At 62.2% G+C, this 25,494-nt stretch carries 22 protein-coding genes; 17 read left to right on the top strand and 5 right to left on the bottom strand.

Annotated elements, in window-relative coordinates; translation table 11 throughout:
- Positions 1-210: 210 nt before the first annotated feature.
- From QFI97_RS16405 to QFI97_RS16395, 3 genes are all read left to right on the top strand, one after another.
- On the top strand, positions 211-1,737 hold the full coding sequence (locus QFI97_RS16405; protein ID WP_346431606.1) for a T6SS phospholipase effector Tle1-like catalytic domain-containing protein: 1,527 nt from the start codon (positions 211-213) through the stop codon (positions 1,735-1,737).
- Between the two features lie 127 nt (positions 1,738-1,864).
- Positions 1,865-2,755, top strand: coding sequence for an oxidoreductase (locus tag QFI97_RS16400; RefSeq protein ID WP_346431605.1), 891 nt, complete (start codon positions 1,865-1,867; stop codon positions 2,753-2,755).
- A 72-nt stretch (positions 2,756-2,827) separates the two neighbouring features.
- The gene (locus tag QFI97_RS16395) at positions 2,828-3,787 is read left to right on the top strand and encodes a zinc-dependent alcohol dehydrogenase family protein (RefSeq protein ID WP_346431604.1); all 960 of its coding nucleotides are present in this window, start codon (positions 2,828-2,830) and stop codon (positions 3,785-3,787) included.
- A gap of 65 nt (positions 3,788-3,852) precedes the next feature.
- Here the strand turns inward: QFI97_RS16395 and tynA are convergent, their stop codons facing one another.
- Both tynA and paaZ read right to left on the bottom strand, forming a co-directional pair.
- Complete coding sequence (tynA, locus tag QFI97_RS16390) at positions 3,853-6,120, bottom strand: primary-amine oxidase (protein WP_095097260.1); 2,268 nt, start codon at positions 6,118-6,120, stop codon at positions 3,853-3,855.
- Positions 6,121-6,308: 188 nt separating this feature from the next.
- Positions 6,309-8,354: a phenylacetic acid degradation bifunctional protein PaaZ gene (paaZ, locus tag QFI97_RS16385; RefSeq protein ID WP_346431603.1), complete on the bottom strand. Its 2,046-nt coding sequence runs from the start codon at positions 8,352-8,354 to the stop codon at positions 6,309-6,311.
- Between the two features lie 285 nt (positions 8,355-8,639).
- Here paaZ and paaA point away from each other — a divergent pair, with 285 nt between their 5' ends.
- The 13 genes from paaA (at position 8,640) to paaY (ending at position 19,815) form a co-directional block, all read left to right on the top strand.
- Positions 8,640-9,569: a 1,2-phenylacetyl-CoA epoxidase subunit PaaA gene (gene paaA / locus QFI97_RS16380; RefSeq protein WP_095097265.1), complete on the top strand. Its 930-nt coding sequence runs from the start codon at positions 8,640-8,642 to the stop codon at positions 9,567-9,569.
- An 11-nt stretch (positions 9,570-9,580) separates the two neighbouring features.
- Positions 9,581-9,868, top strand: coding sequence for a 1,2-phenylacetyl-CoA epoxidase subunit PaaB (gene paaB / locus QFI97_RS16375; RefSeq protein ID WP_095097268.1), 288 nt, complete (start codon positions 9,581-9,583; stop codon positions 9,866-9,868).
- Between the two features lie 7 nt (positions 9,869-9,875).
- Positions 9,876-10,631: a 1,2-phenylacetyl-CoA epoxidase subunit PaaC gene (paaC, locus tag QFI97_RS16370; RefSeq protein ID WP_346431602.1), complete on the top strand. Its 756-nt coding sequence runs from the start codon at positions 9,876-9,878 to the stop codon at positions 10,629-10,631.
- A 12-nt stretch (positions 10,632-10,643) separates the two neighbouring features.
- Positions 10,644-11,141, top strand: a complete 498-nt coding sequence (paaD, locus tag QFI97_RS16365; protein WP_346431601.1) for a 1,2-phenylacetyl-CoA epoxidase subunit PaaD — start codon at positions 10,644-10,646, stop codon at positions 11,139-11,141.
- Between the two features lie 7 nt (positions 11,142-11,148).
- A complete protein-coding gene (gene paaE / locus QFI97_RS16360; protein WP_346431600.1) occupies positions 11,149-12,219 on the top strand; it encodes a 1,2-phenylacetyl-CoA epoxidase subunit PaaE in 1,071 nt (356 codons plus the stop codon).
- Positions 12,216-12,983: a 2,3-dehydroadipyl-CoA hydratase PaaF gene (paaF, locus tag QFI97_RS16355; protein ID WP_331835348.1), complete on the top strand. Its 768-nt coding sequence runs from the start codon at positions 12,216-12,218 to the stop codon at positions 12,981-12,983. The genes paaE and paaF overlap by 4 nt, the downstream gene beginning before the upstream one ends.
- A gap of 2 nt (positions 12,984-12,985) precedes the next feature.
- Positions 12,986-13,774 carry a 2-(1,2-epoxy-1,2-dihydrophenyl)acetyl-CoA isomerase PaaG gene (gene paaG / locus QFI97_RS16350; protein ID WP_095097283.1) on the top strand — a complete coding sequence of 263 codons (789 nt, stop codon included), beginning with the start codon at positions 12,986-12,988 and terminating at the stop codon, positions 13,772-13,774.
- A 3-nt stretch (positions 13,775-13,777) separates the two neighbouring features.
- The gene (gene paaH / locus QFI97_RS16345; protein ID WP_346431599.1) at positions 13,778-15,205 is read left to right on the top strand and encodes a 3-hydroxyacyl-CoA dehydrogenase PaaH; all 1,428 of its coding nucleotides are present in this window, start codon (positions 13,778-13,780) and stop codon (positions 15,203-15,205) included.
- Positions 15,195-15,617, top strand: coding sequence for a hydroxyphenylacetyl-CoA thioesterase PaaI (gene paaI, locus QFI97_RS16340; RefSeq protein ID WP_346431598.1), 423 nt, complete (start codon positions 15,195-15,197; stop codon positions 15,615-15,617). The genes paaH and paaI overlap by 11 nt, the downstream gene beginning before the upstream one ends.
- Positions 15,617-16,822 (top strand): 3-oxoadipyl-CoA thiolase, encoded by a 1,206-nt coding sequence (gene pcaF / locus QFI97_RS16335; protein ID WP_331835344.1) that lies wholly within the window; start codon positions 15,617-15,619, stop codon positions 16,820-16,822. The genes paaI and pcaF overlap by 1 nt, the downstream gene beginning before the upstream one ends.
- Before the next feature lie 26 nt (positions 16,823-16,848).
- The gene (paaK, locus tag QFI97_RS16330) at positions 16,849-18,165 is read left to right on the top strand and encodes a phenylacetate--CoA ligase PaaK (RefSeq protein ID WP_331835343.1); all 1,317 of its coding nucleotides are present in this window, start codon (positions 16,849-16,851) and stop codon (positions 18,163-18,165) included.
- Between the two features lie 117 nt (positions 18,166-18,282).
- Complete coding sequence (gene paaX, locus QFI97_RS16325; protein WP_346431597.1) at positions 18,283-19,209, top strand: phenylacetic acid degradation operon negative regulatory protein PaaX; 927 nt, start codon at positions 18,283-18,285, stop codon at positions 19,207-19,209.
- A gap of 9 nt (positions 19,210-19,218) precedes the next feature.
- Positions 19,219-19,815, top strand: a complete 597-nt coding sequence (gene paaY, locus QFI97_RS16320; protein ID WP_004861325.1) for a phenylacetic acid degradation protein PaaY — start codon at positions 19,219-19,221, stop codon at positions 19,813-19,815.
- A gap of 25 nt (positions 19,816-19,840) precedes the next feature.
- On the opposite strand, the gene nadS is transcribed toward paaY, so the two are convergent.
- The 3 genes from nadS to azoR all read right to left on the bottom strand — a co-directional run bounded on the left by nadS (position 19,841) and on the right by azoR (position 21,307).
- Positions 19,841-20,125: a NadS family protein gene (nadS, locus tag QFI97_RS16315; protein ID WP_095097303.1), complete on the bottom strand. Its 285-nt coding sequence runs from the start codon at positions 20,123-20,125 to the stop codon at positions 19,841-19,843.
- Between the two features lies 1 nt (position 20,126).
- Positions 20,127-20,459 carry a type II toxin-antitoxin system RelE/ParE family toxin gene (locus QFI97_RS16310; RefSeq protein WP_346431596.1) on the bottom strand — a complete coding sequence of 111 codons (333 nt, stop codon included), beginning with the start codon at positions 20,457-20,459 and terminating at the stop codon, positions 20,127-20,129.
- A gap of 242 nt (positions 20,460-20,701) precedes the next feature.
- On the bottom strand, positions 20,702-21,307 hold the full coding sequence (azoR, locus tag QFI97_RS16305) for an FMN-dependent NADH-azoreductase (RefSeq protein WP_095097309.1): 606 nt from the start codon (positions 21,305-21,307) through the stop codon (positions 20,702-20,704).
- Positions 21,308-21,508: 201 nt separating this feature from the next.
- On the opposite strand from azoR, the gene hrpA reads away from it, so the two are divergent.
- Positions 21,509-25,411 carry an ATP-dependent RNA helicase HrpA gene (hrpA, locus tag QFI97_RS16300; protein WP_499843346.1) on the top strand — a complete coding sequence of 1,301 codons (3,903 nt, stop codon included), beginning with the start codon at positions 21,509-21,511 and terminating at the stop codon, positions 25,409-25,411.
- The last annotated feature ends 83 nt before the right edge of the window (positions 25,412-25,494 follow it).

The raw sequence follows: 25,494 nt of genomic DNA, 5'->3' as shown, positions 1-25,494 counted from the left end.
CACGACGGCCGGTGAGTTGCTGTCCTCATGATGATCCCCGTAATAACGTTGACTTGATTGACGTGCCAGCCAAATGCTCCGTCGGCGCCTGCTGCTAAACAATCCGGGAGTCGCCGGGCGTTTTTTATTGTTCTCCTGAACCGATTACAGTCTGCTATTTTTAATTTGTTAAACCTACCCCTTCTAACACGGCCTGTCGATGAGGTTCATATGAACTTACTGGTCTTTTGTGACGGTACCTGGAATACGCCCCAGCAGCTTGATGATGGCAAACCCGCGCCGACGAACGTGGTCAAACTGCGCAACGCCGTGGCGGAAAATAGCGGCCAGCGCGTTTATTATCATCCCGGCGTCGGCACCGACGGCGGCATGGTCGATCGTTATATTGGCGGCGGCATAGGCGACGGTCTGGATAAAAATATTATTAGCGCCTATTACTGGCTGGCGACCAACTATCGACCCGGCGATAAAATATGGTTATTTGGCTTTAGCCGCGGGGCTTATACGGTAAGAAGCCTTGGAGGAATGATTTCACGCTGCGGTTTATTAAATGCCGGCGGAGCCGGAACCGGCGACGATAAAGTCTGGGAGGACATCAACGCGTTATTCAGCCTTTACCGCCAGCCGGCGGCCAGCGCGCCGGCGGTGATTGCCAGCGTCGGGCGGCCTTTCTATGAGGTCGCCACGGGAAATCCGACGAAAGGGAGCGTGCCGATCTATTTTATTGGCGTCTGGGAAACGGTGGGCTCGCTGGGGATCCCTGACGATCTGGCCTTAGCCAACCTGCTGGACGACCCGAAAAAGTATGCGTTCCACGATACCTCCTTGAGCCCGATCGTCAAAAACGCCCGCCACGCGCTGGCGCTGGACGAGCAGCGGCAAAGCTTTATCCCGACGCTGTGGGATAACGTGGCGGCAAACCCGCGGGTGAAGCAGCGCTGGTTCGTCGGCGTGCACTCGGACGTTGGCGGCGGCTACGCGCAGTGCGGACTATCGGATATCCCTCTGCAGTGGATGATGTCCGAAGCGCGCGATCTCGGCCTTGAGCTGCACCCTGATATCGCTACCCAGCTGAAGCCCGACGCTCAGGGTCTGCTGCACGATTCGGTGACCGGGGTGTTTAAGCTGCTGCACACCTGCCCGCGCGGGGTGCCGCAGATTGTGGCAGGCAGCGCCGATATTGATGACAGCGTTGTGCGGCGTCAAAGCCAGCCTTCGCTGCTCCACGGAAGCTACCGGCGCCTCAGGGCGCTGACGTCCGGGCATCCGGTGACGCTTGACGTCTTTGCCCGTGAACGCTGGAACGAAACCGGAGTTTGGCTGGAGGCGGGCGTCGAGTACCGGTTCAGCGCTTCTGGAAAATGGATGGACAGCTCGATTCCCTGCGATGCAGACGGCACCGACGACGGGAAGTTTTATCCCGGCGAGGCGGCGCAGATCCTGGCTTCCGTAACCGATAAGCTGGAGATGCTGTGGAAAGGGGCGACGAAAAATCAGGACGTCGATTTTTGGCTGAGCAGACGCGTTGGCACGGCGCCGTGGTTCGCGTTAATTGGCGTGGTCGCCAATAGCGCCGCCGCTCCTGCCGTTCCTCAGCAGCTGCATCAGATCTTTGTCATTGGCAGCGAATGTCGCTTTACGCCGGCCAGGAGCGGCTATTTATACGCCTGGGCCAACGACGCCTGGCAGATGTACGATAACAACCGCGGCAGCGTCTCCCTGACCATCAGCCGTTAAACCGGCCCCGGGCCGTGAATAATCGTTTTCTGCGGACCGGGACTTGCTGAAGGCGGTGATTTGTCGCTACTGTTTGTTTTCTCTTCTCGCCGTCAGGGCGGGAAATACCCATCAGGAGGCGATAGTCATGTCGAAGCAACCTGCAGTTGCGCTTATTGGCCCCGGCGCCATCGGTACCACCATCGCGGCTGCGCTGCATGAGGTCGGGCGTACGCCGGTGGTTTGCGGGCGTACCGCTCATCAGCAGCTATCGCTGCGTTTCGACGGCGGACAGATTAGCGTGCCTGGACCGGTGCTGACCGATCCTGCGGCTATTGCGCGCCCGTTCGATCTGGTTTTCGTTGCGGTAAAGGCGACGCAGATTGACGGTATTGCCGCATGGCTGACGGCGCTGTGCGATAAAAATACGCTGGTATGCGTGCTGCAAAACGGCGTTGAACAGCAGGAGCAGTTTGCCGCCAGGGTTGCGGGCGCCGCGGTGCTGCCTGCCGTGGTGTGGTTTCCGGCGCTGCGGGAAGCTGATGCCTCCGTGTGGCTGCGCGCGGCCCCGAGGCTGACGCTACCCGACACCGCGCAGGCCAGGCTGGTGCAGGAAGCGCTGCAGGGTACCCGCTGCGCCGTGGATCTGGCCGCTGATTTCACCACCGTGGCGTGGCGCAAGCTGCTGCAGAATGCCGTCGCCGGCCTGATGGTGCTGGCGGGGCGTCGCGCCGGCATGTTTGCCCGGGAGGATATTACCGGCGTGGCCTTAGCCTATCTGCGCGAATGCCTGAGCGTTGCGCGCGCCGAGGGCGCAATATTAAGCGATAGCGTGCCGCAGGAGATCGTTGAGGTCTTTCACCGCGCGCCGGCCGATCTGAGTACCTCCATCCTGATCGACCGCGAGGCCGGGCTGCCGCTGGAGTGGGATATCCGCAACGGCGTGGTGCAGCGACGCGGGCGCCAGCACGGCATCCCGACGCCGCTGAGCGATCTTATCGTACCGCTGCTGGCCGCCGCCAGCGACGGGCCGGGCTGAGGGACACAATGACCGCAGGAATTCGAGACGCAGACTCTGCTATTATCCTGCTTTTATTGTGCCGTGCGGAATATGCTCAACCACGCCATCTGCTACCATCGTTACGGGCCGCCTGAGCGCGTGCTGACCCTGCAAACGCAGCCTCTGCCGGCGCTGGCGGCGGGGAAAGTACGCGTGCAAATGCGCTATGCGCCGCTTAATCCTTCCGATCTCATCCCCGTCACCGGCGCCTACCGCCACCGCACGACGCTTCCCGCCGTTGCCGGCTATGAAGGGGTGGGCGTGGTGGTCGCAGCATCGCCGGACTCGGGCGCTGCGCCCGGTCAGCGCGTGCTGCCGCTGCGCGGCGAAGGAACCTGGCAGAGCTATCTGGATATCGCCGGGGAGTGGCTGGTGCCGGTGCCGGACGGGATTGACGACAGGCTCGCCGCGCGGGGCTATATCAATCCCCTGACCGCGCTGCTGATGCTCAGACGCTGGCCGGTGGCGGGGAAGAATATCGTGCTGACCGCCGCCGCCTCATCCTGCGCCAGCCTGCTGGGCCAGTGGGCGCTGCGGATGGGCGCGCGTTCGGTGTGCGGGGTGATTCGTTCCGCGCAGCATCGCGCCGGGCTGGAGCGGCAGGGGGTTTATCCGCTGATGACGACGGATCGCGGCATGCTTGGTCAGGTGCTCCAGCAGACCGATCTGCTGTTTGATGCGGTGGGCGGCGAATCCTCCAGCGAGCTGCTGGCCATGCTGCCGGCATCCTCGACGCTTATCTCCTGGGGCTTACTTTCCGGCGCGCCGCTGACGCAATCGCGCCACGGCGCGCGGGTGAGTAAATTTCATCTGCGCGAGGCGCTGCCGCCGCTGGACGTCGGCGAGTGGCGGGCGGCGTTTAGCGACATCTGGCAGCTGCTGCCGCAGAGCGCCATGCCCGCGGCGCAGGTGCTGTCTTTTAGGCGCTGGCAGGAGGCTATCGTCGCCAGCGAGCGGCAGGGAAGCGCGCGCAAAATCCTGCTCGATTTCAGCGAGCCCGGCGAAGCCTGAGACGAAAAACGCCGCCGGAGAGGGCTCCGGCGGCGCCTGGCTGTCTTGCTTCAGCAGGGCTGCGTCTACTTCTTCTTCTCGCCCAGGGTTGGGGTTTCATCGAAGAAGTTCCACGGCTTCAGCAGCGCGTGGGCCCATTCGGTAGGCATAATCGGCCACTCTTCGGCGCGCGCCACGTGGGTGGTGCCGGTGGTTATCCACACCACGTCATCATGGTTGTCCAGCGACTCGTTATCTTTCGCGTACTGACCAAGGCCGGTATCGTGAATCGAACGGTTAGGATACTTGCCTTCCGGGTAGCGCTCTTCCTGATGATAGCGGGTGACCCACAGCTGCTTATCCATAAAGCTCAGACGATGATAAATCCACTCATCGGGGGCAAACTTGGCGCCGGTCGCCACCGGATGCGTCCCGCCGGCGTAAGGGATTATCTGGTACGACACCGGGTTGCCCATCCGGTTTTCTTTCGTGGTGTTGCTCAGCAGGCGGATCGTGCCCGGATCAAATTTCTGCGCCGCTTTCTGTTCCGTATCGATGGCGTACTGGTTAATCTGCATGGTGCTGGTCCGCGGGCCGCCGGCGGTATTCGGCTTCACTTCCGGGTCCATCGCCACCAGGCTGTTATTCTCGCCGTCGACGTCGAGATCCAGGCGGAAGTTGTAGATATGCTGATGGGTGGTGCCGACGATATTATGGTCGATCAACGTCCCGTAGCGGGTATCCTCCTTGGCGCTCGGATCGTGCATGGTCTTCGCCAGTACGCCCTTCACGGCTTCAATCCCGGTGGCTCCCGCATCGATGCCGATGGTGCCGTTCTCGTGGAATACCCAGTCAAAGATGTAGTCATAGTTGCCGACGGTGCTGATCCAACGCACCACCAGCTCACGGCGCTCGGTGCTGACGTTGGGCTGACCCATCTCCTGATGCTTATATTCAGGCCCGGCATAGCGTTCGAAGATCGCCACGGCGCGTGGGATGGTGGTTGGTGCGCCGGTATAGTCGGCGATGGTTTCATCCAGCAGCACCGAGTTGGCCGGGGCGTCTTTGCCGCGCACGATAGGCGAGGTCAGGGTGCCCATACCGTAATCACCGGAGTCGAGATAGGCCTTAAAGTACCAGCCCACGTCCGGATCGCCGTACGGGACAATCATCCCGCCGAGGGAGCCTTCGTACATCACCTGGCGCTTTTTACCGTTGTCGTTATAGGTCACGGTGGACAAAATTGGCCCGACGCGCGAGTTCAGCCGCAGGTGGAAATCCCAGTTCTGCCAGTGGATCATGTCGCCGGTAATGGTGTAGTTTTTGCCCTCCGGCTCGGTGATATCCAGCGGCTTGACCGCCGGCTTCACGCGGTCGCGGCCGTCGTAAGGGCGGGACTCCATCGGCACCGGGATCACCGGACCCTCCTCAATCTTGATGATTTTCTTCTGCTCAAGGTCGACCACCGCCACCAGGTTCTCAATCGGGTGCGCCCAGTAGTTGCCGTCGCCGGTATCCAGATAGCTCACCACCTTCAGCAGCCGCGCGTCCTGTTTCAGGCCATCTTTGCCGTCAAAGTAGCCGACGGTCAGCGGAGTGGTAATCACCTTTTTGGTGTCGGTGATGCCGTGCTTTTTCAGCACCGCGGCAAACTCATCGCTGGCGTTGATGATGTTTTGCACGCTGGCGAAGTCGTCGAGCAGCACCATGCCGTGGGCGTCTTTAATCGCTTTCCACGAGAGGATTTTCTTGTTCTGTAAATCGACCACGCTCTCGATAACGTGCTTACCGTCGAGCATCACCACGTCGGCGGTGCGCGGGGCATCCACGGCGGTGCCGTTCAGGGCGAAAGCCCACACCGCCGCTTTATCCGGCTCGTGCAGGGAGATTTCGGTGAAGCGCGTATTCGGCTTGAACTCCGGCGCCGCTTTGACGATGGTGACCGCTTCGCTGATTTCCGCCGAGGTTAAGGAGTTGAGCGGGTGGGGGCGTTTTTCAACCTGGAAGGTTTGATCGAGGCCGGACTGGAACACGTCGTTGATAAAGGTCTCGGAAACCCACGCTTTCCCCTCTTTCATCACTACCGGAACCTGCAGGTTAAGCGGCTTGCCGTTGACGATGGCCGTTTTGGCGCCGGGTTTCACTTTGACATAGGCGCCGTCTTTGATCAGCGTAAACATTTGGGCATAGTCGTCCCACTGCACGTCGGCGCCAAACTCCTGCAGCGTCTTGTCCATCGGAACCATATGCGCTTCGCTACCGTGCGCCAGTACCGGCGTCTGCCAGGCGCAAAACAGGGCGACAGCCAGGGCCAAAGCCGTTTTACGCGGGGAAAGAATCGAGCCGTTTGCCATTGTGACCTCGTCTTATTGTTGTGTTGTGCCTTGCCGCTGCGAAAGTCGGCTTCAGTAGCACTAAGCTATCAGCGCCGGGCCATCAGGCGTTTGTTTGCTCTTGCCAGGTTGTTTGTCAGATTTGCCAGTTATGCCCCGGGCAGGGCGTAGCGGCCATGTTCCGGGGCGATGGAGCGGTTGATTTGCCGTCAGGCCGGGAAGTCGCCGTGCTGGCGGGCAACGAGGGTCAGAATGGAGTAGAGCGCCACCGGCTGCTGGTGCTGGTTAAAAATCTCAACCGCCCACTCGACGACGCCGGTGGCTTGCTCTTCCGCCGTACGCTGGCGCTTGACCGTTTTGCGCTTGCAGGTCAGGCGCACCTGGATGGTGTCTCCCGGCTTCACCGGCTCGATAAAGCGCAGGTTTTCCATGCCGTAGTTGGCGATAACCGGCCCGACGCCGGCGTCGACGAACAGCCCGGCGGCCGCGGAGATCAGGAAATAACCGTGCACCACGCGCTCGCCGAAAATCGACTCGGCGGCGGCGATTTTATCCATGTGGGCGTAGAAGTGGTCGCCGCTCAGGCAGGCAAAGTTGACGATATCCGCTTCGGTAAGCGTGCGGCGCGGAGTCAGCAGGCTATCGCCGGGCTGGATCTCTTCGAAATATTTGCGGAACGGATGGATGCGGTCCTCAGCCACCCGCGCGCCGCGAACCCACTGTCTGGAGATGGCGGTCAGCATGGTCGGGCTGCCCTGAACCGCCGTGCGCTGCATATAGTGTTTCACCGAGCGCAGGCCGCCGAGCTCCTCGCCGCCCCCCGCGCGGCCCGGACCGCCGTGAACCAGCTGCGGCAGCGGGGAGCCGTGGCCGGTGGACTCGGTCGACGACTCTTCGTTGAGCACCTGAATACGTCCGTGCGAGCGGGCGGCACCGAGAATAAATTCTCGCGCCAGCTCGCCGCTGGCGGTGACCAGCGTCGCCACCAGGCTACCTTCGCCCGCCCGGGCGAGGGCCAGGGCGTGCTCGCGGTTTTGGTACGGCATCAGGGTCGCCACCGGGCCGAAGGCTTCGATGGCGTGCACCGCCGGGGTTTCATCCGGCTGCGGGCAGAACAGCAGCGTCGGCGGGAAAAAGGCCCCGGCGGCGCTGAGGTCCGCCCGGCCGCCGAGGAGGATTTCGCAGCCGGCCGCAATCAGCTTATTGACCTTCTCCTGCACGTCCCGACGCTGCTCGCCGTTCACCAGTGCCCCCATTTTGACGCCTTCCTGCGCCGGATCGCCAACCACCACCTTCTGCAGGCGGGCGATCAGCGCCTCGCTCACCGCGTTGATCTGCGCCTGCGGCACGATGATCCGGCGGATAGCGGTACATTTCTGCCCGGCTTTGGCGGTCATTTCGCGCACCACTTCGCGAATAAACAGCGCGAACTCCGGCTGCTCCGGGGTGATGTCGTCGCCCAGCACGCAGCAGTTCAGCGAGTCGGCCTCCATGGTGAAGGGAATCGATTTCGCCACCAGGTTCGGGTGCACGCGCAGCTGCTGGCCGGTAGCGGCGGAGCCGGTGAAGGTCACCACGTCCTGGCTGTCGAGATGGTCGAGCAGATCCCCCGCGCCGCCGCAAATCAGGCTGATGGCGCCTTCCGGCACCAGGCCGCTGTCAGCGATAGATTTCACCATCGCCTGGGTCAGCTGAGCGGTGGCGGTGGCCGGTTTGACGATCGCCGGCATCCCGGCCAGCCACGTGGGCGCCAGTTTTTCCAGCATCCCCCAGCAGGGGAAGTTAAAGGCGTTGATGTGTACCGCCACGCCGGACTTTGAGGTCAGCACGTGGCGGGCGGCGAAGCCTCCCTGTTTTGATAGCGGAATCAGCTCATCTTCCGGCCACAGGTTATCGTCCGGCAGCTCCCGGCTGCCCAGCCCGGCGTAGGTAAACAGCGTGCCGATGCCGCCTTCGATATCGACCCAGCTGTCGGCGCGGGTCGCCCCGGTTTGCGCCGAAATAGCATAAAAGTCGGCCTTGTGCTCCAGCAGGTGTTTGGCCACCGCCTTGAGCATCGCGCTGCGCTCAATAAAGGTCATAGCCTGCAGCGCTTTGCCGCCGCGCTCGATGGCAAAGCGGCGCGCCTGCGCCATATCCAGCCCTTCGCTGGTGACGTCCCACAGCGCCTCGCCGCTGATGGCGTGGTGAATAGTACGGGTGCGGCCCCGGCCGGTCTGCCAGGCGCAGGATAAGTAGCTGGCTAACTGCTGCATCGCGAATCTCCAGATGTGTTACGTGAAATATCTATAAATAGTTATTTTATGAATCATTAAATGCAAGCCTATATTTAATAATTTATTAACATTGTGATCGATGATGCCGTAAGGGTGGGCTGTATGTTGCTGTATTTACGCTGGTTACGGAATGTTTTGCGGCGATCGTCACAAAAAGAACAAACAAAATTTGTGGTTTTATTTAACCAGAGTGTAACTTTTATAAAACAAAGTGATTCATAAAAACTGATTTATTGAATTTACAGGAATCATAAAGGTGATGACGTGACAGAACAACAACGCTTTGACCAGCGCATCGCGCAGGATACGGCCATCGAACCGCAGGACTGGATGCCTGACGCCTATCGCCAGACGCTGATCCGCCAGATTGGCCAGCACGCGCACTCCGAAATCGTCGGCATGCTGCCGGAAGGGAACTGGATCACCCGCGCGCCGACCCTGCGCCGCAAGGCGATCCTGCTGGCAAAAGTGCAGGATGAGGCCGGCCACGGCCTCTATTTATACAGCGCGGCGGAAACCCTCGGCTGCGCCCGGGAAGATCTCTATCAGAAGATGCTCGACGGGCGGATGAAGTACTCCTCCATTTTTAACTACCCCACGCTGAGCTGGGCGGATATCGGCGTGATCGGCTGGCTGGTGGACGGCGCCGCCATCGTCAACCAGGTCGCCCTGTGCCGCACCTCCTACGGCCCCTACGCCAGGGCGATGGTCAAAATCTGTAAAGAGGAGAGCTTCCATCAGCGCCAGGGATTTGAAGCCTGCATGGTGCTGGCCCAGGGCAGCGATGAGCAGCGGCAGATGCTGCAGGACGCGATCGACCGCTTCTGGTGGCCGGCGCTGATGATGTTTGGCCCCAGCGATGACAGCTCGCCCAACAGCGCGCGCAGCATGGCGTGGAAGATCAAGCTGCACTCCAACGACGAGCTGCGCCAGCGCTTTATCGACAACACCGTGCCGCAGGTGGCGATCCTCGGCATGCGAGTACCGGACCCCGATTTGCAGTTTGACGAAGCCAGCGGACATTACCGCTTCGGCGAAATCGACTGGCAGGAGCTTCACGAGGTGATCAGCGGCCGCGGGATCTGCAACCACGAACGGCTGGCCGCCAGGCGTAAAGCCTGGGAAGAGGGGGCATGGGTGCGGGAAGCCGCGCTGGCCCATGCGCAAAAACAACACTCCCGCGACGCGGCGTAAGGAGCAACACCATGAGCAACGTTTACTGGCCGTTATATGAAGTTTTTGTCCGCAGCAAACAGGGATTATCGCACCGCCACGTCGGCAGCCTGCACGCCGCCGACGACCAGATGGCGCTGGAAAACGCCCGCGACGTCTATACCCGGCGCAGCGAAGGCTGTTCGCTGTGGGTGGTGAAGGCCAGCGAAATTATCGCTTCGCAGCCGGAAGATCGCGGCGAATTCTTTGACCCGGCGGAGAGCAAAATCTACCGCCATCCCACCTTCTACAGCGTGCCGGACGGCATGGAACATATGTGAGGCAGCGATGAATAACCTGAATCCCGTTGCAACCTATGCCCTGCGTCTGGGCGATAACGGCCTGGTGCTGGCCCAGCGCCTGGGGGCGTGGTGCGGCCACGCGCCGGAGCTGGAGATCGACCTGGCGCTGGCCAATATCGGCCTCGACCTGCTCGGCCAGGCGCGTAACTTTCTCAGCTACGCGGCGGAGCTGGCGGGGAGCGGGGACGAAGACACCCTGGCCTTTGGCCGCGACGAGCGTCAGTTTCACAACCTGCTGCTGGTGGAGCAGCCGAACGGCAGCTTCGCCGACACCATCGCCCGCCAGCTTTTTATCGACGCCTGGCACGTAGAGCTGTTCACCCGCCTGGCGGAAAGCCGCGATGCGCAGCTTGCCGCCATCGCCGCCAAAGGGCTGAAGGAGGTGCGCTATCACCTGCGCTTCAGCCGCGGCTGGCTCGAACGGCTGGGCAACGGCACGCCGCTCTCGGCGCAAAAAATGCAGCAGGCGGTTGAGGGCCTGTGGCGTTTTACCGGCGAGCTGTTTATGGCCGACGCGCTGGAGCTGAGCCTGGTCGAGCAGGGGATTGCCGTCGACCCGCGCGAGCTTCAGGGGCCGTGGCAGAGCGCGGTGCATACCGCGCTGCTGGAGTCGGGTCTGCGGATCCCGCAGGAAGCGGCGTTTCGCAGCGGCGGCAAGCAGGGTTTGCACAGCGAACACCTCGGGCCGATGCTCGCGGAGATGCAGTATCTGCAGCGCGCCTATCCCGGGCAGCAGTGGTAGCGGGAGGCGGCTATGCAACGACTGACCGCGATCGCGCCCGCCGACGTTCACGCTATCTGGACTCTGCTCAGCGCGATCCCCGACCCGGAAGTGCCGGTGCTGACCATTACCGACCTCGGAATGGTGCGCAGCGTGGCGCCGCGCGGCGAGGGCTGGGTGATTGGCTTTACGCCGACCTATTCGGGCTGCCCCGCAACGGAGCACCTGCTGGGCGAGATCCGCGCGGCGATGGCCCGCCACGGCTACTCGCCGGTGCATATCGTCCTGCAGCTTGACCCGCCGTGGACCACCGACTGGATGAATCAGACGGCCCGCGAGCGCCTGCGTCAGTACGGGATCAGCCCGCCGCAGGGTCATGCCTGCCATGCCGGTATGCCGCAGGAGGTGGTTTGCCCGCGCTGCGGCAGCCTCCACACCTCGCTGATTAGCGAATTCGGTTCTACGGCCTGCAAGGCGCTCTACCGCTGCGACAGCTGCCGTGAACCCTTTGATTACTTTAAATGTATTTGAGGTTGCCATGACGACGTTTCATTCGCTTACCGTCGCGAAAGTGGAGCCGGAAACCCGCGATGCGGTGACCATTACCTTTGCGATCCCCGACACGCTGCAGACCGAGTACGCTTTCCGTCCCGGCCAGCATTTGACCGTGAAAGCCCGCCTCGGCGGGGAAGAGCTGCGGCGCTGCTACTCCATCTGCCGCAGCCGCTCCCCGGCCGAAATCAGCGTGGCGGTGAAGGCCATCGACGGTGGCCGCTTCTCCCGCTATGCGCAGCACGATATCCACCAGGGCATGGCTCTGGAGGTGATGGTGCCGCAGGGCCATTTTGGCTATCAGCCGCAGGCCGAACGCCGCGGCGAATACCTGGCGATTGCCGCCGGATCCGGCATTACGCCGATGATGGCGATTATCGGCGCCACGCTCGCCACCGAAACGCAGAGCCGCTTCACCCTGATTTACGGCAACCGCAGCAGCCACAGCATGATGTTTCGCCAGGCGCTGGCGGATCTGAAAGACCGCTATCCGCAGCGGCTGCAGGTGGTGCACCTGTTTAGCCAGGAGTCGATGGACAGCGACCTGCTGCAGGGGCGCATCGACGGCGCTAAGCTGCGCGCGCTCTCCGGCCGGCTGCTGGACTTCAGCCGCTTCGACGAGGCCTTTATCTGCGGCCCGGCGCTGATGATGGATGAAGCGGAAGCCGCGCTGGGCGAGCTGGGGATGGCGGCGCACAGCATTCATCTTGAACGCTTTAATACCCCGGGCAGCAGCGTTAAGCGCGCGACCGGCGTGCAGGCCGGGGGCCGAACCGTCACCATTCGCCAGGACGGTCGCGATCGGCTGGTGGCCCTCAGCGCGGAAGATGACAGCATTCTTGACGCGGCGCTGCGCCAGGGGGCGGATCTGCCGTTCGCCTGCAAAGGCGGCGTCTGCGCCACCTGTAAATGCAAGGTGCTGCGCGGGGAAGTGGCGATGGCGGCAAACTACAGCCTCGAAGCGGACGAGCTGGCGGCCGGATACGTGCTCAGCTGCCAGGCGCTGCCGACCAGCGGCGACGTGGTGGTGGATTTTGACGCCCGGGGGATGGCATGAGCGAACTGTTGATTACCCGCCACGGGCGAGTGCTGCACCTGACTCTCAACCGCCCGCAGGCGCGCAATGCGCTCAATAATGCGCTGCTGACCCGGCTCGCCGAGGCGCTGGAAGCCGCGGCGGCCGACCCGGAAATTAGCGCCTGCGTGATTAGCGGCGGCCAGCGCGTGTTTGCCGCCGGCGCCGACCTTAACGAAATGGCGGAAAAAGATCTTCCGGCCACGTTCGATGATCTTCGCCCCCGGCTGTGGGCGCGAATTGACGCCTTCAGCAAGCCGCTGATTGCGGCCGTGAACGGCTACGCCCTCGGCGCGGGCTGCGAGCTGGCGCTGCTCTGCGACCTGGTGGTCGCGGGGGATAACGCCCGCTTCGGGGTGCCGGAAATCACCCTCGGCATGATGCCCGGCGCGGGCGGCACCCAGCGGCTGATCCGCTGCGTCGGCAAGGCGCTGGCCAGCCGCATGGTGCTGAGCGGTGAAACGATCGACGCCCGGCGGGCGCAGCAGGCCGGCCTGGTGAGCGATATCTATCCGCCGGCGTTAAGCGATGAGTATGCCCTCAAGCTGGCAGCGACCATTGCCCGCCACTCGCCGCTGGCGCTGCGGGCGGCGAAGCAGGCGCTGCGCCAGGCGCAGGAGGTGGGGCTGCAGGCCGGTCTCCAGCAGGAGCGTCAGCTGTTTACGCTGCTCAGCGCGACGGAAGATCGTCGCGAAGGCATCGACGCCTTTTTACAAAAACGTACCCCGCAATTTAAAGGACGCTAATCGTGGAAGCTTTTATTCTCAGCACCGTAGAACAGGGCGTGATGACGATTACCCTTAACCGTCCGGATCGCCTGAACAGCTTTAATGACGTGATGCATCAGCAGCTCGCCGAGTGCCTGACCCAGGCCGAGCGCGACGACAGCGTGCGCTGCCTGCTGATTACCGGCGCCGGGCGCGGGTTTTGCGCTGGCCAGGATCTGAACGACCGCAACGTTGACCCCAGCGGCCCGGCGCCGGATCTGGGGCTGTCGGTGGAGCGCTTCTATAACCCGCTGGTGCGCCGCCTGGCGGCGCTGCCGAAGCCGGTGATTGCGGCGGTTAACGGCGTGGCGGCCGGGGCCGGGGCAACTCTGGCGCTGGGCTGCGACCTGGTGCTCGCCGCGCGATCCGCCAGCTTCGTAATGGCCTTCAGCAAGCTTGGGCTGGTGCCCGACTGCGGCGGCAGCTGGTTTCTGCCGCGGATCGCCGGACGCGCCAGGGCGATGGGGCTGGCGCTGCTGGGCGAGAAGCTCAGCGCCGAACAGGCCGCCCAGTGGGGGATGATCTGGCAGCTGGTGGAGGACGCCGAGCTGGCGGACACCAGCCTTCAGCTGGCCCGTCATCTGGCGACGCAGCCGACCTTCGGCCTCGGCCTGATTAAGCAAGCCCTGCTGGCTGCGGAAACCAACGGCCTTGATGCCCAGCTTGACCTGGAACGCGACTACCAGCGCCTGGCCGGACGCAGCGCCGACTACCGCGAAGGCGTGAGCGCTTTCCTCGCCAAACGTCCTCCACTGTTCAGCGGGAAATAGCCTATGAGCACAACACTGCATCTCGTCGCCGTGATCGGCGGCGGCACTATGGGCTCAGGAATCGCGGAGGTCGCCGCCGGCGCCGGACATCAGGTGCTGCTCTACGATATCGCCGGCGATGCGCTAACCTGCGCGGTGGACGGTATTCGCCAGCGGCTGGCCTCGCGCGTCGCGCGCGGCAGGCTGACGGCAGAGCAGGCCGAGGCGCTGCTGGCCCGCATCGTGCCGACGACGGAACTGGCCGCGCTGGCGCCGGCGCAGCTGGTGATTGAAGCGGCTTCCGAACGTCCTGAGATCAAAAAAGCGCTGTTCAGCCAGCTGGCGGAGATCTGCTCGCCCTCCGCGCTGCTCACCAGCAACACCTCCTCGATTTCGATTACCGCGATTGCCGCCGGGGTGAAGCACCCGGAGCGCGTGGCCGGCCTGCACTTCTTTAACCCGGCGCCGGTGATGCGGCTGGTGGAAGTGGTCAGCGGCCTGGCCACCTCGCCGGAAGTGGTTGAACAGCTGTGCCGGTGCGTTAGCGCGTGGGGTAAGCAGCCGGTGCGCTGCCGCTCAACGCCGGGGTTTATCGTCAATCGCGTGGCGCGCCCGTTCTACGCCGAAGCCTGGCGGGCGCTGGAGGAGCAGGTGGCTCCCGCGCAGGTCATTGACGCCGCCCTGCGCGACGGCGGCGGTTTTCCGATGGGGCCGCTGGCGCTGACCGACTTGATCGGCCAGGACGTCAACTTCGCGGTGACCTGTTCGGTATTTAACGCCTTCTGGCAGGACCGGCGCTTCCTTCCCTCGCTGCAGCAGCAGGAGCTGGCGCTGGCCGGACGGCTGGGCAAAAAGAGCGGGCAGGGGGTATACCGCTGGCCGCTGGACGCCGAGGCGGATCTGAGCCTCAGCGCGGTGGCCGAATCGGCAGGCGCGCGGAAGGTGACGCGGAAAAGTGACAATGTCACCGAACTTGACGAGCTGCTGTTGATGGAGACCGAAGGCCAAACCGCCGAGGCCCTGAGCGCGCAGCACGGCCGTCCGGTGGCGGTCTATGACCACAGCGCCGGGGAGACGGTGGTGCTGGCGAGCGCGGAGTCTAACCCACAGTCGGCCACCGATAAAGCGGTGCGCTATTTTCAGCAGCAGGGCAAAAAAGTGCTGCAGGTTGCCGACTATCCGGGGCTGCTGGTGTGGCGCACGGTGGCGATGCTGGTGAATGAAGCGCTGGATGCGGTGCAGAAAGGTGTGGCCGATCCGGCGGATATCGATACCGCGATGCGCCTGGGGGTGAACTACCCGCACGGCCCGCTGGCGTGGGGCGCCCGGCTGGGCTGGAACCGCATACTGCGCCTGCTGGAAAACCTCCAGCAGCACTACGGCGAGGAGCGCTATCGCCCCTGTTCGCTACTGCGCCAGAAGGCGCTGCTGGAGATGCGCAATGAACGATAAGGCCTGGCGCAACGCGCGCGCAATGTATGAACACGACACCTGCGCCCAAACGCTGGGGATCGACATTATCGAGATGGACGAGGGCTACGCGCAGATGACCATGACCGTCGCGCCGAACATGCTTAACGGCCATCAAACCTGCCACGGCGGGCAGCTCTTTTCCCTCGCCGACACCGCCTTTGCCTACGCCTGCAACAGCCAGGGGCTGGCGGCGGTCGCCTCGGCGGCAAGCATCGATTTTCTGCGTCCGGCCTTCGCCGGCGACCGGCTGGTCGCCACCGCGCGGGTCAGGCAGCAGGGCAAACTGACCGGCGTCTACGACATCGAAATCGTTAACCAACAACAGAAAATTGTCGCCCTGTTTCGCGGTAAATCGCACCGCATCGGCGGCACAATCACAGGAGAAGTCTGATGCGTGACGCCTTTATTTGTGACGGAATTCGTACGCCGATCGGCCGCTACGGCGGGGCGCTCGCCAGCGTGCGGGCCGATGATTTAGCCGCTGTTCCGCTGCGCGAGCTGCTGAGCCGCAATCCGCGCCTCGATCCCGGCTGCATTGACGACGTGATTTTCGGCTGCGCCAACCAGGCCGGAGAAGATAACCGCAACGTGGCGCATATGGCGACGCTGCTGGCGGGCTATCCGCCGAGCGTCTCCGGCACCACTATCAACCGCCTGTGCGGCTCCGGGCTGGACGCGATCGGCTTTGCCGCCCGCGCCATTAAGGCCGGGGATGCCGACCTGATGATTGCCGGCGGCGTGGAGTCGATGTCGCGGGCGCCGTTTGTGATGGGCAAGGCCAGCGCGCCGTACCAGCGTCAGGCGGAGCTGTTTGATACCACCATCGGCTGGCGTTTTGTGAACCCGCTCATGCAGCAGCAATTTGGCACTGACAGCATGCCGGAAACGGCGGAGAATGTAGCCGAGTTGTTAAATATTAGCCGCGCCGATCAGGACGCATTCGCCCTGCGCAGCCAGCGGCTGACGGCGAAAGCCCAGCGTGACGGTATCCTGGCGCAGGAGATCGTGCCGGTACAGATTATTGGCAGGAAGGGGGCGGTCAGTGTCGTTCGCGACGATGAACATCCGCGGGCGGAGACCACCCTGGAGCAGCTTTCTCAGCTAAAAACCCCGTTCCGCAAGGGCGGCGTGGTCACCGCCGGCAACGCCTCCGGGGTCAACGACGGTGCCGCGGCGCTGATTATCGCCAGCGAACAGCAGGCCCTGGCCCAGGGGCTGACGCCGCGGGCGCGCATTGTGGCGATGGCTACCGCCGGGGTTGAACCACGGCTGATGGGGCTCGGGCCGGTACCCGCCGTGCGTAAGGTGCTGGAGCGCGCGGGGCTGAATATCAACGATATGGACGTTATTGAACTGAACGAAGCCTTCGCCGCCCAGGCGCTGGGCGTGCTCAGACAGCTGGGGGTGGCGGATGATGCCGCGCACGTTAACCCCAACGGCGGCGCCATCGCTTTAGGCCATCCGCTGGGAATGAGCGGCGCCCGGCTGGCGCTGAGCGCGAGCCTGGAGCTGCAGCGGCGCGGCGGGCGCTACGCCCTGTGTACGATGTGTATTGGCGTGGGTCAGGGCATTGCCATGATCCTCGAGCGAGTGTGAGCTAATTTACCTGCGAGTACCCTAAAATGATAACTAATACAAAATTAGATCCGATTGAAAGCGCTTCTCGTGATGAATTACAGGCTCTGCAAACCCAGCGTCTGAAGTGGACGCTGAAACATGCTTACGACAACGTTCCGATGTACCGCCGCAAGTTTGACGCGGCGGGGGTGCATCCTGACGATTTCCACGAACTGAGCGACCTGAGCAAGTTCCCGTGCACCACCAAGCAGGATCTGCGCGATAACTACCCGTTCGATACCTTTGCGGTGCCGATGGAGCAGATTGTGCGCATCCACGCCTCGTCCGGGACCACCGGCAAACCGACGGTGGTGGGCTACACGCAAAATGATATCGATACCTGGGCCAATATCGTCGCCCGCTCCCTGCGCGCCGCCGGCGGCACGGCAAAAGATAAAATCCACGTCGCCTACGGCTACGGCCTGTTCACCGGCGGCCTTGGCGCGCACTACGGCGCGGAGCGTCTGGGGGCCACGGTGATCCCGATGTCCGGCGGCCAGACGGAAAAGCAGGCGCAGCTGATCCGCGATTTTCAGCCGGATATGATTATGGTCACGCCCTCCTACTGCCTGAACCTGATTGAAGAACTGGAGCGGCAGATGGGCGGCGATGCCAGCCGCTGCTCGCTGCGGGTTGGCGTATTCGGCGCCGAGCCGTGGACGCTGGCGATGCGGGCTGAAATCGAGCGTCGTCTCGGGATCACCGCCCTGGATATCTACGGCCTTTCGGAAGTGATGGGGCCGGGGGTGGCGATGGAGTGTCTGGAAACCGCCGACGGCCCGACCATCTGGGAAGACCATTTCTATCCGGAAGTAGTCAACCCGCACGACGGCACGCCGCTGGCGGATGGCGAACACGGCGAGCTGCTGTTCACCACCCTGACCAAAGAGGCCCTGCCGGTGATCCGCTACCGTACCCGCGATCTGACCCGCCTGCTGCCGGGCACCGCGCGCAGCATGCGGCGGATGGATCGCATCAGCGGACGCAGCGACGACATGCTGATTATTCGCGGCGTCAACGTCTTCCCGTCGCAGCTGGAAGAGGAGATCCTCAAGGTCGAACATCTGGCGCCGCACTACCAGCTGGAGGTGAATCGTCGCGGGCATCTTGATTCACTTTCGGTACGCGTGGAGCTGAAGGAGAGCAGCCTGTCGCTGAGCCACGAGCAGCGCTGCCAGATCTGCCATCAGCTACGCCACCGCATCAAGTCGATGGTCGGGATCTCCACCGATATCAGCATCGTCAACTGCGGCAGCATCCCGCGCTCGGAAGGGAAGGCCTGCCGGGTGTTCGACCTGCGCAAGGTCGCCGCCAACGGCTAGGTCAGCGCCTCCCGGCCCGGCCGGGCGATGAAATCCCCGGCGGGACGCAGCGCCCCTGCCGGGAGTTCCCTGTGCTATGATTCGTCATGGACTACTAACCGCAACGGAATGAATCAGATGAGCAGGCTTGATAATTTTATTCAACAGGCGGTGACGGCGATGCCGATTAGCGGGACGTCGCTGATCGCCTCCCTGTACGGTGATTCCCTGCTGCAGCGCGGGGGCGAAGTGTGGCTCGGCAGCGTGGCGGCCCTGCTCGAAGGGCTGGGATTCGGCGAACGCTTTGTGCGGACGGCGCTGTTTCGCCTCAACAAAGAGGAGTGGCTGGACGTGGTGCGTATCGGCCGCCGCAGCTTCTATCGTCTGAGCGACAAGGGGCTGCGCCTGACCCGCCGCGCGGAGCACAAAATTTATCGCGCCGGCGCCCCGGAGTGGGACGGCACCTGGCTGCTGCTGCTCTCCGAGGGGCTGGGAAAAAACACCCTCGCGGAGGTGAAAAAGCAGCTTCTGTGGCAGGGCTTTGGCGCACTTGCGCCGAGCCTGCTCGCCTCGCCGGCGCAGAAGCTGGCGGACGTGCAGTCGCTGCTGCATGAAGCGGGGGTGGCGGAAAACGTCATCTGCTTTGAAGCGCACTCTCCGCTGGCGCTCTCCCGGGCAGCGCTGCGCGCGCGCGTCGAGGAGTGCTGGCACCTGACCGAACAAAACGCGATGTACGAAACCTTTATTTCGCTGTTTCGCCCGCTGCTGCCGCTGCTGCGCGACGTCGATAGCGCGGAGCTGACCGCAGAGCGCTGCTTCCAGATCCAGCTGCTGCTAATCCATTTTTATCGTCGGGTGGTGCTAAAAGATCCGCTGCTGCCGGAGGAGCTGCTGCCGGCGCACTGGCTGGGGCAGACCGCGCGCCAGCTGTGCATCAATATTTATCAACGCGTCGCGCCCGGCGCGCTGGCCTTCGTCAGCGAGAACGGGGAGAGCTCGGTCGGCGAACTGCCGGCGCCGGGGCCGCTCTATTTTCAACGTTTTGGCGGCCTGACCGCCGCTTAAGGAGAGCCGATGCCGATTTATCAGATAGACGGTATGACCCCGGTGGTACCGGATGAAAGCTACGTTCACCCCACGGCGGTGCTGATTGGCGACGTGATCCTCGGTAAAGGCGTCTACGTCGGCCCTAACGCCAGCCTGCGCGGTGATTTCGGGCGCATCGTGGTGAAAGATGGCGCCAACATTCAGGATAACTGCGTGATGCACGGCTTTCCCGGCCAGGATACGGTGGTCGAAGAGGACGGGCATATCGGTCACGGGGCGATCCTTCACGGCTGCGTTATCGGCCGCAACGCGCTGGTCGGGATGAGCGCGGTGATTATCGACGGCGCAACGATTGGCGAAAACAGCATCGTCGGCGCCTCGGCGTTCGTTAAGGCTAAAGCCGAGATGCCGGCCAACCATCTGATCGTCGGCAGCCCGGCGAAGGCCATTCGCACCCTGAGCGAACAGGAGATCGCGTGGAAAAAGCAGGGGACGCGGGAGTATCAGGCGCTGGTCGAGCGCTGCCAGCAAACGCTGCATCAGGTGGAGCCGCTGAAAGAGGTGGAGCCGCAGAGAAAGCGGCTGGAGTTTGATGAAAGCCTGCGGCCGAAATCATCATCCTGAACCTGAGCCCTCCGGCATCGAGGGCCTAGTATTTAGCCAGCTCGCGAAAGAGTGCCGGGTTCGCCTGAATCGCCGCCAGCACTTTTGCCGCAAGCCCCGTTGGGTTACGTCGTCTGGACTCCCAGCTTTTAATGGTATCCACGCTGGTTCCCAGCGCTTGCGCCATTTCCGTCTGGGAAACGTTCAGCTGCGCTCGAATAGCTTTTACGTCAGCGATCTCATAGCGAGTCACGCGGGCCGGGGCTTTATCGCCATTTTTGATATCAACGGCTTCTTTGAGGGACGTTTGAAGCTCATCAAAAAAACTCATGTCACACCTCATTTTTCAGTAGTTTAGCTAGTTTTTTGAGCTGGGATTTTTCAGCATCGGTCAGATTATCTTTGGTGCTTTTCGGGTACGCCAAAACCAGATAGATAATCTCAGCGGTGGCGAGGAAATAAATCACCCTTGCGCTGCCGCTTTTCCCCTGAACGCCGGTCGCCATCCTGATTTTCCGTAGTCCACCCGTATTCTGGATGATATCCCCGGCATCCGGATTGCCAATGAGTTCTTTCTGCAGCGCCCGAAGCTCATCGTCAGTAGCAAGCTGTTTTATCTGCCGGGTAAACAGCGGCGTTTCGATAAATTCAATCGCACAGCACATGAGTACGCTCCTTGTTAAGGTACCATGTACACCTGAGCGTGTACATGGTACCTATCGCTGATTTTTCGACATTTTGTCAGGTCAGGCCTGGAGATCGGAGACAGCTGGCCGCAAGCCGTGAGCGCTATCGTATACGTTGGGGGATTTACAGGCAGAATTGGCTGCTGATTTTACGAGGCGTCTCGTAAGGTGGGTGACGGGGAGAAGAAACTCCCACCGGGCGGTGGGAGTGGCAATCTATATTACGCTGCAACCACGCTATCGATGGCCGCTTTCGCGTCGTTCTGCGCTTTGGCAGCCACTTCCGGACCGTAAGCGATACCTTCAGCGAAGACGAAGTTCACGTCGGTGATGCCGATGAAGCCGAGGAAGGTCGACAGGTACGGAGTCACCAGGTCAGTCGGGGTATCTTTATGGATGCCGCCGCGGCTGGTCACAACGACAGCGCGTTTACCGGTAACCAGACCTTCCGGCCCTTTCTCGGTGTAACGGAAGGTGACGCCGGCGCGTGCCACCAGGTCGAAGTAGTTTTTCAGCTGAGTCGGGATGTTGAAGTTGTACATCGGCGCGGCGATAACAATCACGTCATTCGCCTGCAGCTCAGCGATCAGCTCGTCGGACAGCGCCAGCGCTTCCTGCTGACGCGGGGTCAGCGGCGCATCGCTCGGACGCAGAGCACCAACCAGTTCGCCATCCAGTACCGGGATCGGGTTTGCTGCCAGGTCACGCACGGTGATCGCGTCTTCAGCGTGCTTTTCACGCCATTGTTCAACAAAATAGTCGGACAGCTGACCGGATTGCGAGTACCCTGCCAGAATACTGGATTTCAGAACTAATACTTTGCTCATGGGTGTTTCCTTATATGAGATTGACGGGTCGATGCCCTGGTGCTTGCTGACACTTTATTCACAATCATGCCACAGAGAAAGCGCAATAAATCGAACTCTGTGTTCAGTTTTTTTGAACAAGGCACGAAATGCACAGCTGTGGTAATCTACAGCAATACTTCAAAAGAGATTTTTCCTGGCAGAGCACTGCCCGATAACGCTATGACAGAACAACAAATTTTCACCTTCCCCCAGCTCTTCCAGCAGCTTGACGGCCTGATGCTGCGCGACAGGTCTCGCTTTTCCCGCCGTCTGCACGGCGTGAAGAAGGTTAAAAATCCTGAATCCCAGCAGGCTATTCTGCGGGAGATGGCGCAGGAGATTGCGGCGGCGGCAGGGAGAGTCCTGCTGCGCGAAGCGGCGCGGCCGGCGATTACCTACCCGGAAAACCTGCCGGTAAGCCAGAAAAAACAAGAGATTCTCGAAGCCGTGCGCGATCACCAGGTGGTGATTGTGGCGGGGGAGACCGGTTCCGGTAAAACCACCCAGCTGCCGAAAATCTGTATGGAGCTGGGGCGCGGGGTGAAAGGCCTCATTGGCCACACTCAGCCGCGTCGTCTGGCGGCGCGTACCGTGGCTAACCGCATCGCCGAGGAGCTGCAAAGCGAACCTGGCGGCTGCATCGGTTATAAGGTGCGCTTTAGCGACCACGTCGGCGACAACACGATGGTCAAGCTGATGACCGACGGTATCCTGCTGGCGGAAATCCAGCAGGACCGCCTGCTGATGCAGTACGACACCATCATTATCGATGAGGCCCACGAACGCAGCCTCAATATCGACTTCCTGCTTGGCTACCTGCGGGAGCTGCTGCCGAAGCGTCCGGATCTGAAAATCATCATCACCTCGGCGACCATCGATCCGGAACGCTTCTCGCGCCACTTTAACCATGCGCCGATTATCGAAGTCTCCGGCCGCACCTATCCGGTCGAGGTTCGCTACCGGCCGATCGTTGAAGAGGCCGATGACACCGAGCGCGATCAGCTGCAGGCGATTTTCGACGCCGTCGAAGAGCTGGGGCATGAAAGTCCCGGCGATATTCTGATCTTTATGAGCGGAGAGCGGGAAATTCGCGATACCGCCGATGCGCTCAACAAGCTCAACCTGCGGCATACCGAAGTGCTGCCGCTCTATGCCCGGCTGTCGAACAGCGAGCAGAACCGCGTCTTCCAGTCCCACAGCGGGCGGCGCATCGTGCTGGCGACCAACGTCGCGGAAACCTCGCTGACGGTGCCGGGAATTAAGTACGTTATTGACCCGGGCACCGCGCGCATCAGCCGCTACAGCTTCCGCACCAAGGTGCAGCGCCTGCCGATTGAGCCCGTTTCTCAGGCCTCCGCAAACCAGCGTAAGGGCCGCTGCGGCCGCGTATCGGAAGGGATCTGTATTCGTCTCTATTCCGAAGACGATTTCCTGTCGCGCCCGGAGTTTACCGACCCGGAAATCCTGCGCACCAACCTGGCGTCGGTTATTCTGCAGATGACCGCCCTGGGGCTGGGGGATATCGCCGCCTTCCCGTTCGTTGAGGCGCCGGACAAGCGTAATATTCAGGACGGCGTGCGCCTGCTGGAGGAGCTCGGGGCGATTACCACCGACGAGCAGATGACCGCCTATAAGCTAACGCCGATGGGCCGCCAGCTCAGCCAGCTGCCGGTTGACCCGCGGCTGGCGAGGATGGTGCTGGAAGCGCAAAAGCACGGCTGCGTGCGCGAGGCGATGATCATTACCTCGGCGCTGTCGATTCAGGACCCGCGCGAACGTCCGATGGACAAGCAGCAGGCCTCCGATGAGAAGCACCGCCGTTTCCACGATAAAGAGTCGGATTTTCTCGCCTTCGTCAACTTATGGAACTACCTCGGCGAGCAGCAGAAAGCGCTGTCATCGAACCAGTTCCGCCGCCAGTGCCGCGTCGATTTTCTTAACTACCTCCGGGTGCGCGAGTGGCAGGACATCTACACCCAGCTGCGCCAGGTGGTGAAAGAACTGGGCCTGCCGGTAAATAGCGAGCCGGCGGAGTACCGCGAAATTCACACCGCGCTGCTGACCGGGCTGCTGTCGCATATCGGCATGAAGGATACCGACAAGCAGGAATTTACCGGCGCGCGTAACGCCCGCTTCTCGATCTTCCCGGGCTCCGGGCTGTTTAAGAAGCCGCCGAAGTGGACTATGGTTGCCGAGCTGGTGGAAACCAGCCGCCTGTGGGGGCGCATCGCCGCGCGCATCGACCCGGAATGGGTGGAGCCGGTGGCGCAGCATCTGATTAAGCGCTCATACAGCGAACCGCACTGGGAGCGGGCGCAGGGGGCGGTGATGGCGACGGAGAAAGTAACCGTCTACGGCCTGCCGATCGTCGCCGCCCGCAAGGTGAACTACAGCCAGATTGACCCGGCGCTGTGCCGCGAGCTGTTTATCCGCCACGCGCTGGTGGAGGGCGACTGGCAGACCCGGCACGCCTTCTTCCGCGACAATCTCAAGCTGCGCACGGAAATCGAAGAGCTGGAGCACAAATCGCGCCGCCGCGACATTCTGGTCGACGACGAGACGCTGTTTGAGTTTTACGATCGGCGCATCGGCCATGACGTCATCTCGGCGCGCCACTTCGACAACTGGTGGAAGCAGGCCAGCCGCGAGACCCCGGATCTGCTCAACTTCGAAAAGAGCATGCTGATTAAAGAGGGCGCGGAGCAGGTCAGCAAGCTGGACTACCCGAACTTCTGGCACCAGGGCAACCTCAAGCTGCGTCTGACCTATCAGTTCGAACCGGGCGCCGACGCCGATGGGGTGACGGTGCATATTCCGCTGCCGCTGCTCAACCAGGTGGACGAGTCCGGCTTCGAATGGCAAATCCCCGGCCTGCGTCGGGAGCTGATTATCGCCCTGATTAAGTCGCTGCCGAAACCGGTGCGGCGCAACTTCGTGCCGGCGCCGAACTATGCCGAAGCCTTTTTAGGCCGCGCGACGCCGCTGGAGCTGCCGCTGCTGGATTCGCTGGAGCGCGAGCTGCGGCGGATGAGCGGGGTGACCATCGACCGCGAGGCCTGGCAGTGGGATCAGGTGCCCGATCACCTAAAAATCACCTTCCGGGTGGTGGATGATAAGAACAAGAAGCTCGCCGAAGGCCGTTCGCTGCAGGAGTTAAAGGATGCGCTGAAGGGGAAAGTGCAGGAGACGCTCTCCGCGGTGGCCGATGACGGTATCGAGCAGAGCGGGCTGCATATCTGGAGCTTCGGCACCCTGGCGGAAAGCTATGAGCAAAAGCGCGGCAACTATCGGGTTAAGGCCTGGCCGGCGCTGGTGGACGAACGTGACAGCGTCGCGATTAAGCTGTTCGACAATCCGCTTGAGCAGCAGCAGGCGATGTGGCGCGGCCTGCGCCGGCTGCTGCTGCTGAACATTCCGTCGCCTGTCAAATATCTGCACGAGAAGCTGCCGAACAAGGCCAAGCTGGGGCTCTATTTTAACCCCTACGGCAAGGTGCTGGATCTGATTGACGACTGCATCTCCTGCGGCGTCGATAAGCTTATCGACGAGGCCGGCGGGCCGGTTTGGACCGAAGAGGGCTTTACGCAGCTGCACGACAAGGTGCGCGCCGAGCTCAACGATACGGTGGTGGAGATTGCAAAGCAGGTCGAGCAGATCCTCACCGCGGTGTTCAACGTCAATAAGCGGCTGAAAGGGCGCGTGGATATGAGCATGGCGCTGGGGCTGTCGGATATCAAAGGGCAGATGAGCGGCCTGGTTTATCGCGGCTTCGTCACCGGCAACGGCTTCCGCCGGCTGGGCGATACCCTGCGCTATCTGCAGGCGATTGAAAAGCGGCTGGAGAAGATGGCGGTCGATCCGCACCGCGATCGCGCGCAGATGCTGAAGGTTGAGAGCATTCAGCAGGCGTGGCAGCAGTGGCTGAATAAGCTGCCGCCAGCCCGCCGTGACGACGAGGACGTGCAGGAGATCCGCTGGATGATCGAGGAGCTGCGCGTCAGCTTCTTCGCCCAGCAGCTGGGTACTCCGTACCCGATTTCCGATAAGCGGATCCTGCAGGCGATGGAGCAGATCGTTGCCTGATGGTCGTTTTAGGGCAGGGTGAAGGCGTGTTTTCTTAGCTTGCTCTGTGAAGTGTTCGGTGGAATGTTCCGTTCACCATTGGT

This window comes from Klebsiella scottii (assembly GCF_036561945.1).
Classification (GTDB): Bacteria; Pseudomonadota; Gammaproteobacteria; order Enterobacterales; family Enterobacteriaceae; genus Klebsiella; species Klebsiella scottii.
Note: the sequence above shows the minus strand (reverse complement) of the source record. Positions and strands in the feature narration are given on the sequence as shown.

Excerpts from the sequence above, each read along its gene's own strand:
- tynA (WP_095097260.1), bottom strand. The coding sequence starts at position 6,120 with ATGGCAAACGGCTCGATTCTTTCCCCGCGTAAAACGGCTTTGGCCCTG.
- paaK (WP_331835343.1), top strand. The coding sequence starts at position 16,849 with ATGATAACTAATACAAAATTAGATCCGATTGAAAGCGCTTCTCGTGAT.
- QFI97_RS16395 (WP_346431604.1), top strand. The coding sequence starts at position 2,828 with ATGCTCAACCACGCCATCTGCTACCATCGTTACGGGCCGCCTGAGCGC.
- nadS (WP_095097303.1), bottom strand. The coding sequence starts at position 20,125 with ATGAGTTTTTTTGATGAGCTTCAAACGTCCCTCAAAGAAGCCGTTGAT.
- paaF (WP_331835348.1), top strand. The coding sequence starts at position 12,216 with ATGAGCGAACTGTTGATTACCCGCCACGGGCGAGTGCTGCACCTGACT.
- QFI97_RS16405 (WP_346431606.1), top strand. The coding sequence starts at position 211 with ATGAACTTACTGGTCTTTTGTGACGGTACCTGGAATACGCCCCAGCAG.
- paaD (WP_346431601.1), top strand. The coding sequence starts at position 10,644 with ATGCAACGACTGACCGCGATCGCGCCCGCCGACGTTCACGCTATCTGG.
- paaB (WP_095097268.1), top strand. The coding sequence starts at position 9,581 with ATGAGCAACGTTTACTGGCCGTTATATGAAGTTTTTGTCCGCAGCAAA.
- QFI97_RS16400 (WP_346431605.1), top strand. The coding sequence starts at position 1,865 with ATGTCGAAGCAACCTGCAGTTGCGCTTATTGGCCCCGGCGCCATCGGT.
- paaC (WP_346431602.1), top strand. The coding sequence starts at position 9,876 with ATGAATAACCTGAATCCCGTTGCAACCTATGCCCTGCGTCTGGGCGAT.
- azoR (WP_095097309.1), bottom strand. The coding sequence starts at position 21,307 with ATGAGCAAAGTATTAGTTCTGAAATCCAGTATTCTGGCAGGGTACTCG.
- paaI (WP_346431598.1), top strand. The coding sequence starts at position 15,195 with ATGAACGATAAGGCCTGGCGCAACGCGCGCGCAATGTATGAACACGAC.
- paaX (WP_346431597.1), top strand. The coding sequence starts at position 18,283 with ATGAGCAGGCTTGATAATTTTATTCAACAGGCGGTGACGGCGATGCCG.
- paaH (WP_346431599.1), top strand. The coding sequence starts at position 13,778 with ATGAGCACAACACTGCATCTCGTCGCCGTGATCGGCGGCGGCACTATG.
- paaY (WP_004861325.1), top strand. The coding sequence starts at position 19,219 with ATGCCGATTTATCAGATAGACGGTATGACCCCGGTGGTACCGGATGAA.
- hrpA (WP_499843346.1), top strand. The coding sequence starts at position 21,509 with ATGACAGAACAACAAATTTTCACCTTCCCCCAGCTCTTCCAGCAGCTT.
- QFI97_RS16310 (WP_346431596.1), bottom strand. The coding sequence starts at position 20,459 with ATGTGCTGTGCGATTGAATTTATCGAAACGCCGCTGTTTACCCGGCAG.
- paaE (WP_346431600.1), top strand. The coding sequence starts at position 11,149 with ATGACGACGTTTCATTCGCTTACCGTCGCGAAAGTGGAGCCGGAAACC.
- paaZ (WP_346431603.1), bottom strand. The coding sequence starts at position 8,354 with ATGCAGCAGTTAGCCAGCTACTTATCCTGCGCCTGGCAGACCGGCCGG.
- pcaF (WP_331835344.1), top strand. The coding sequence starts at position 15,617 with ATGCGTGACGCCTTTATTTGTGACGGAATTCGTACGCCGATCGGCCGC.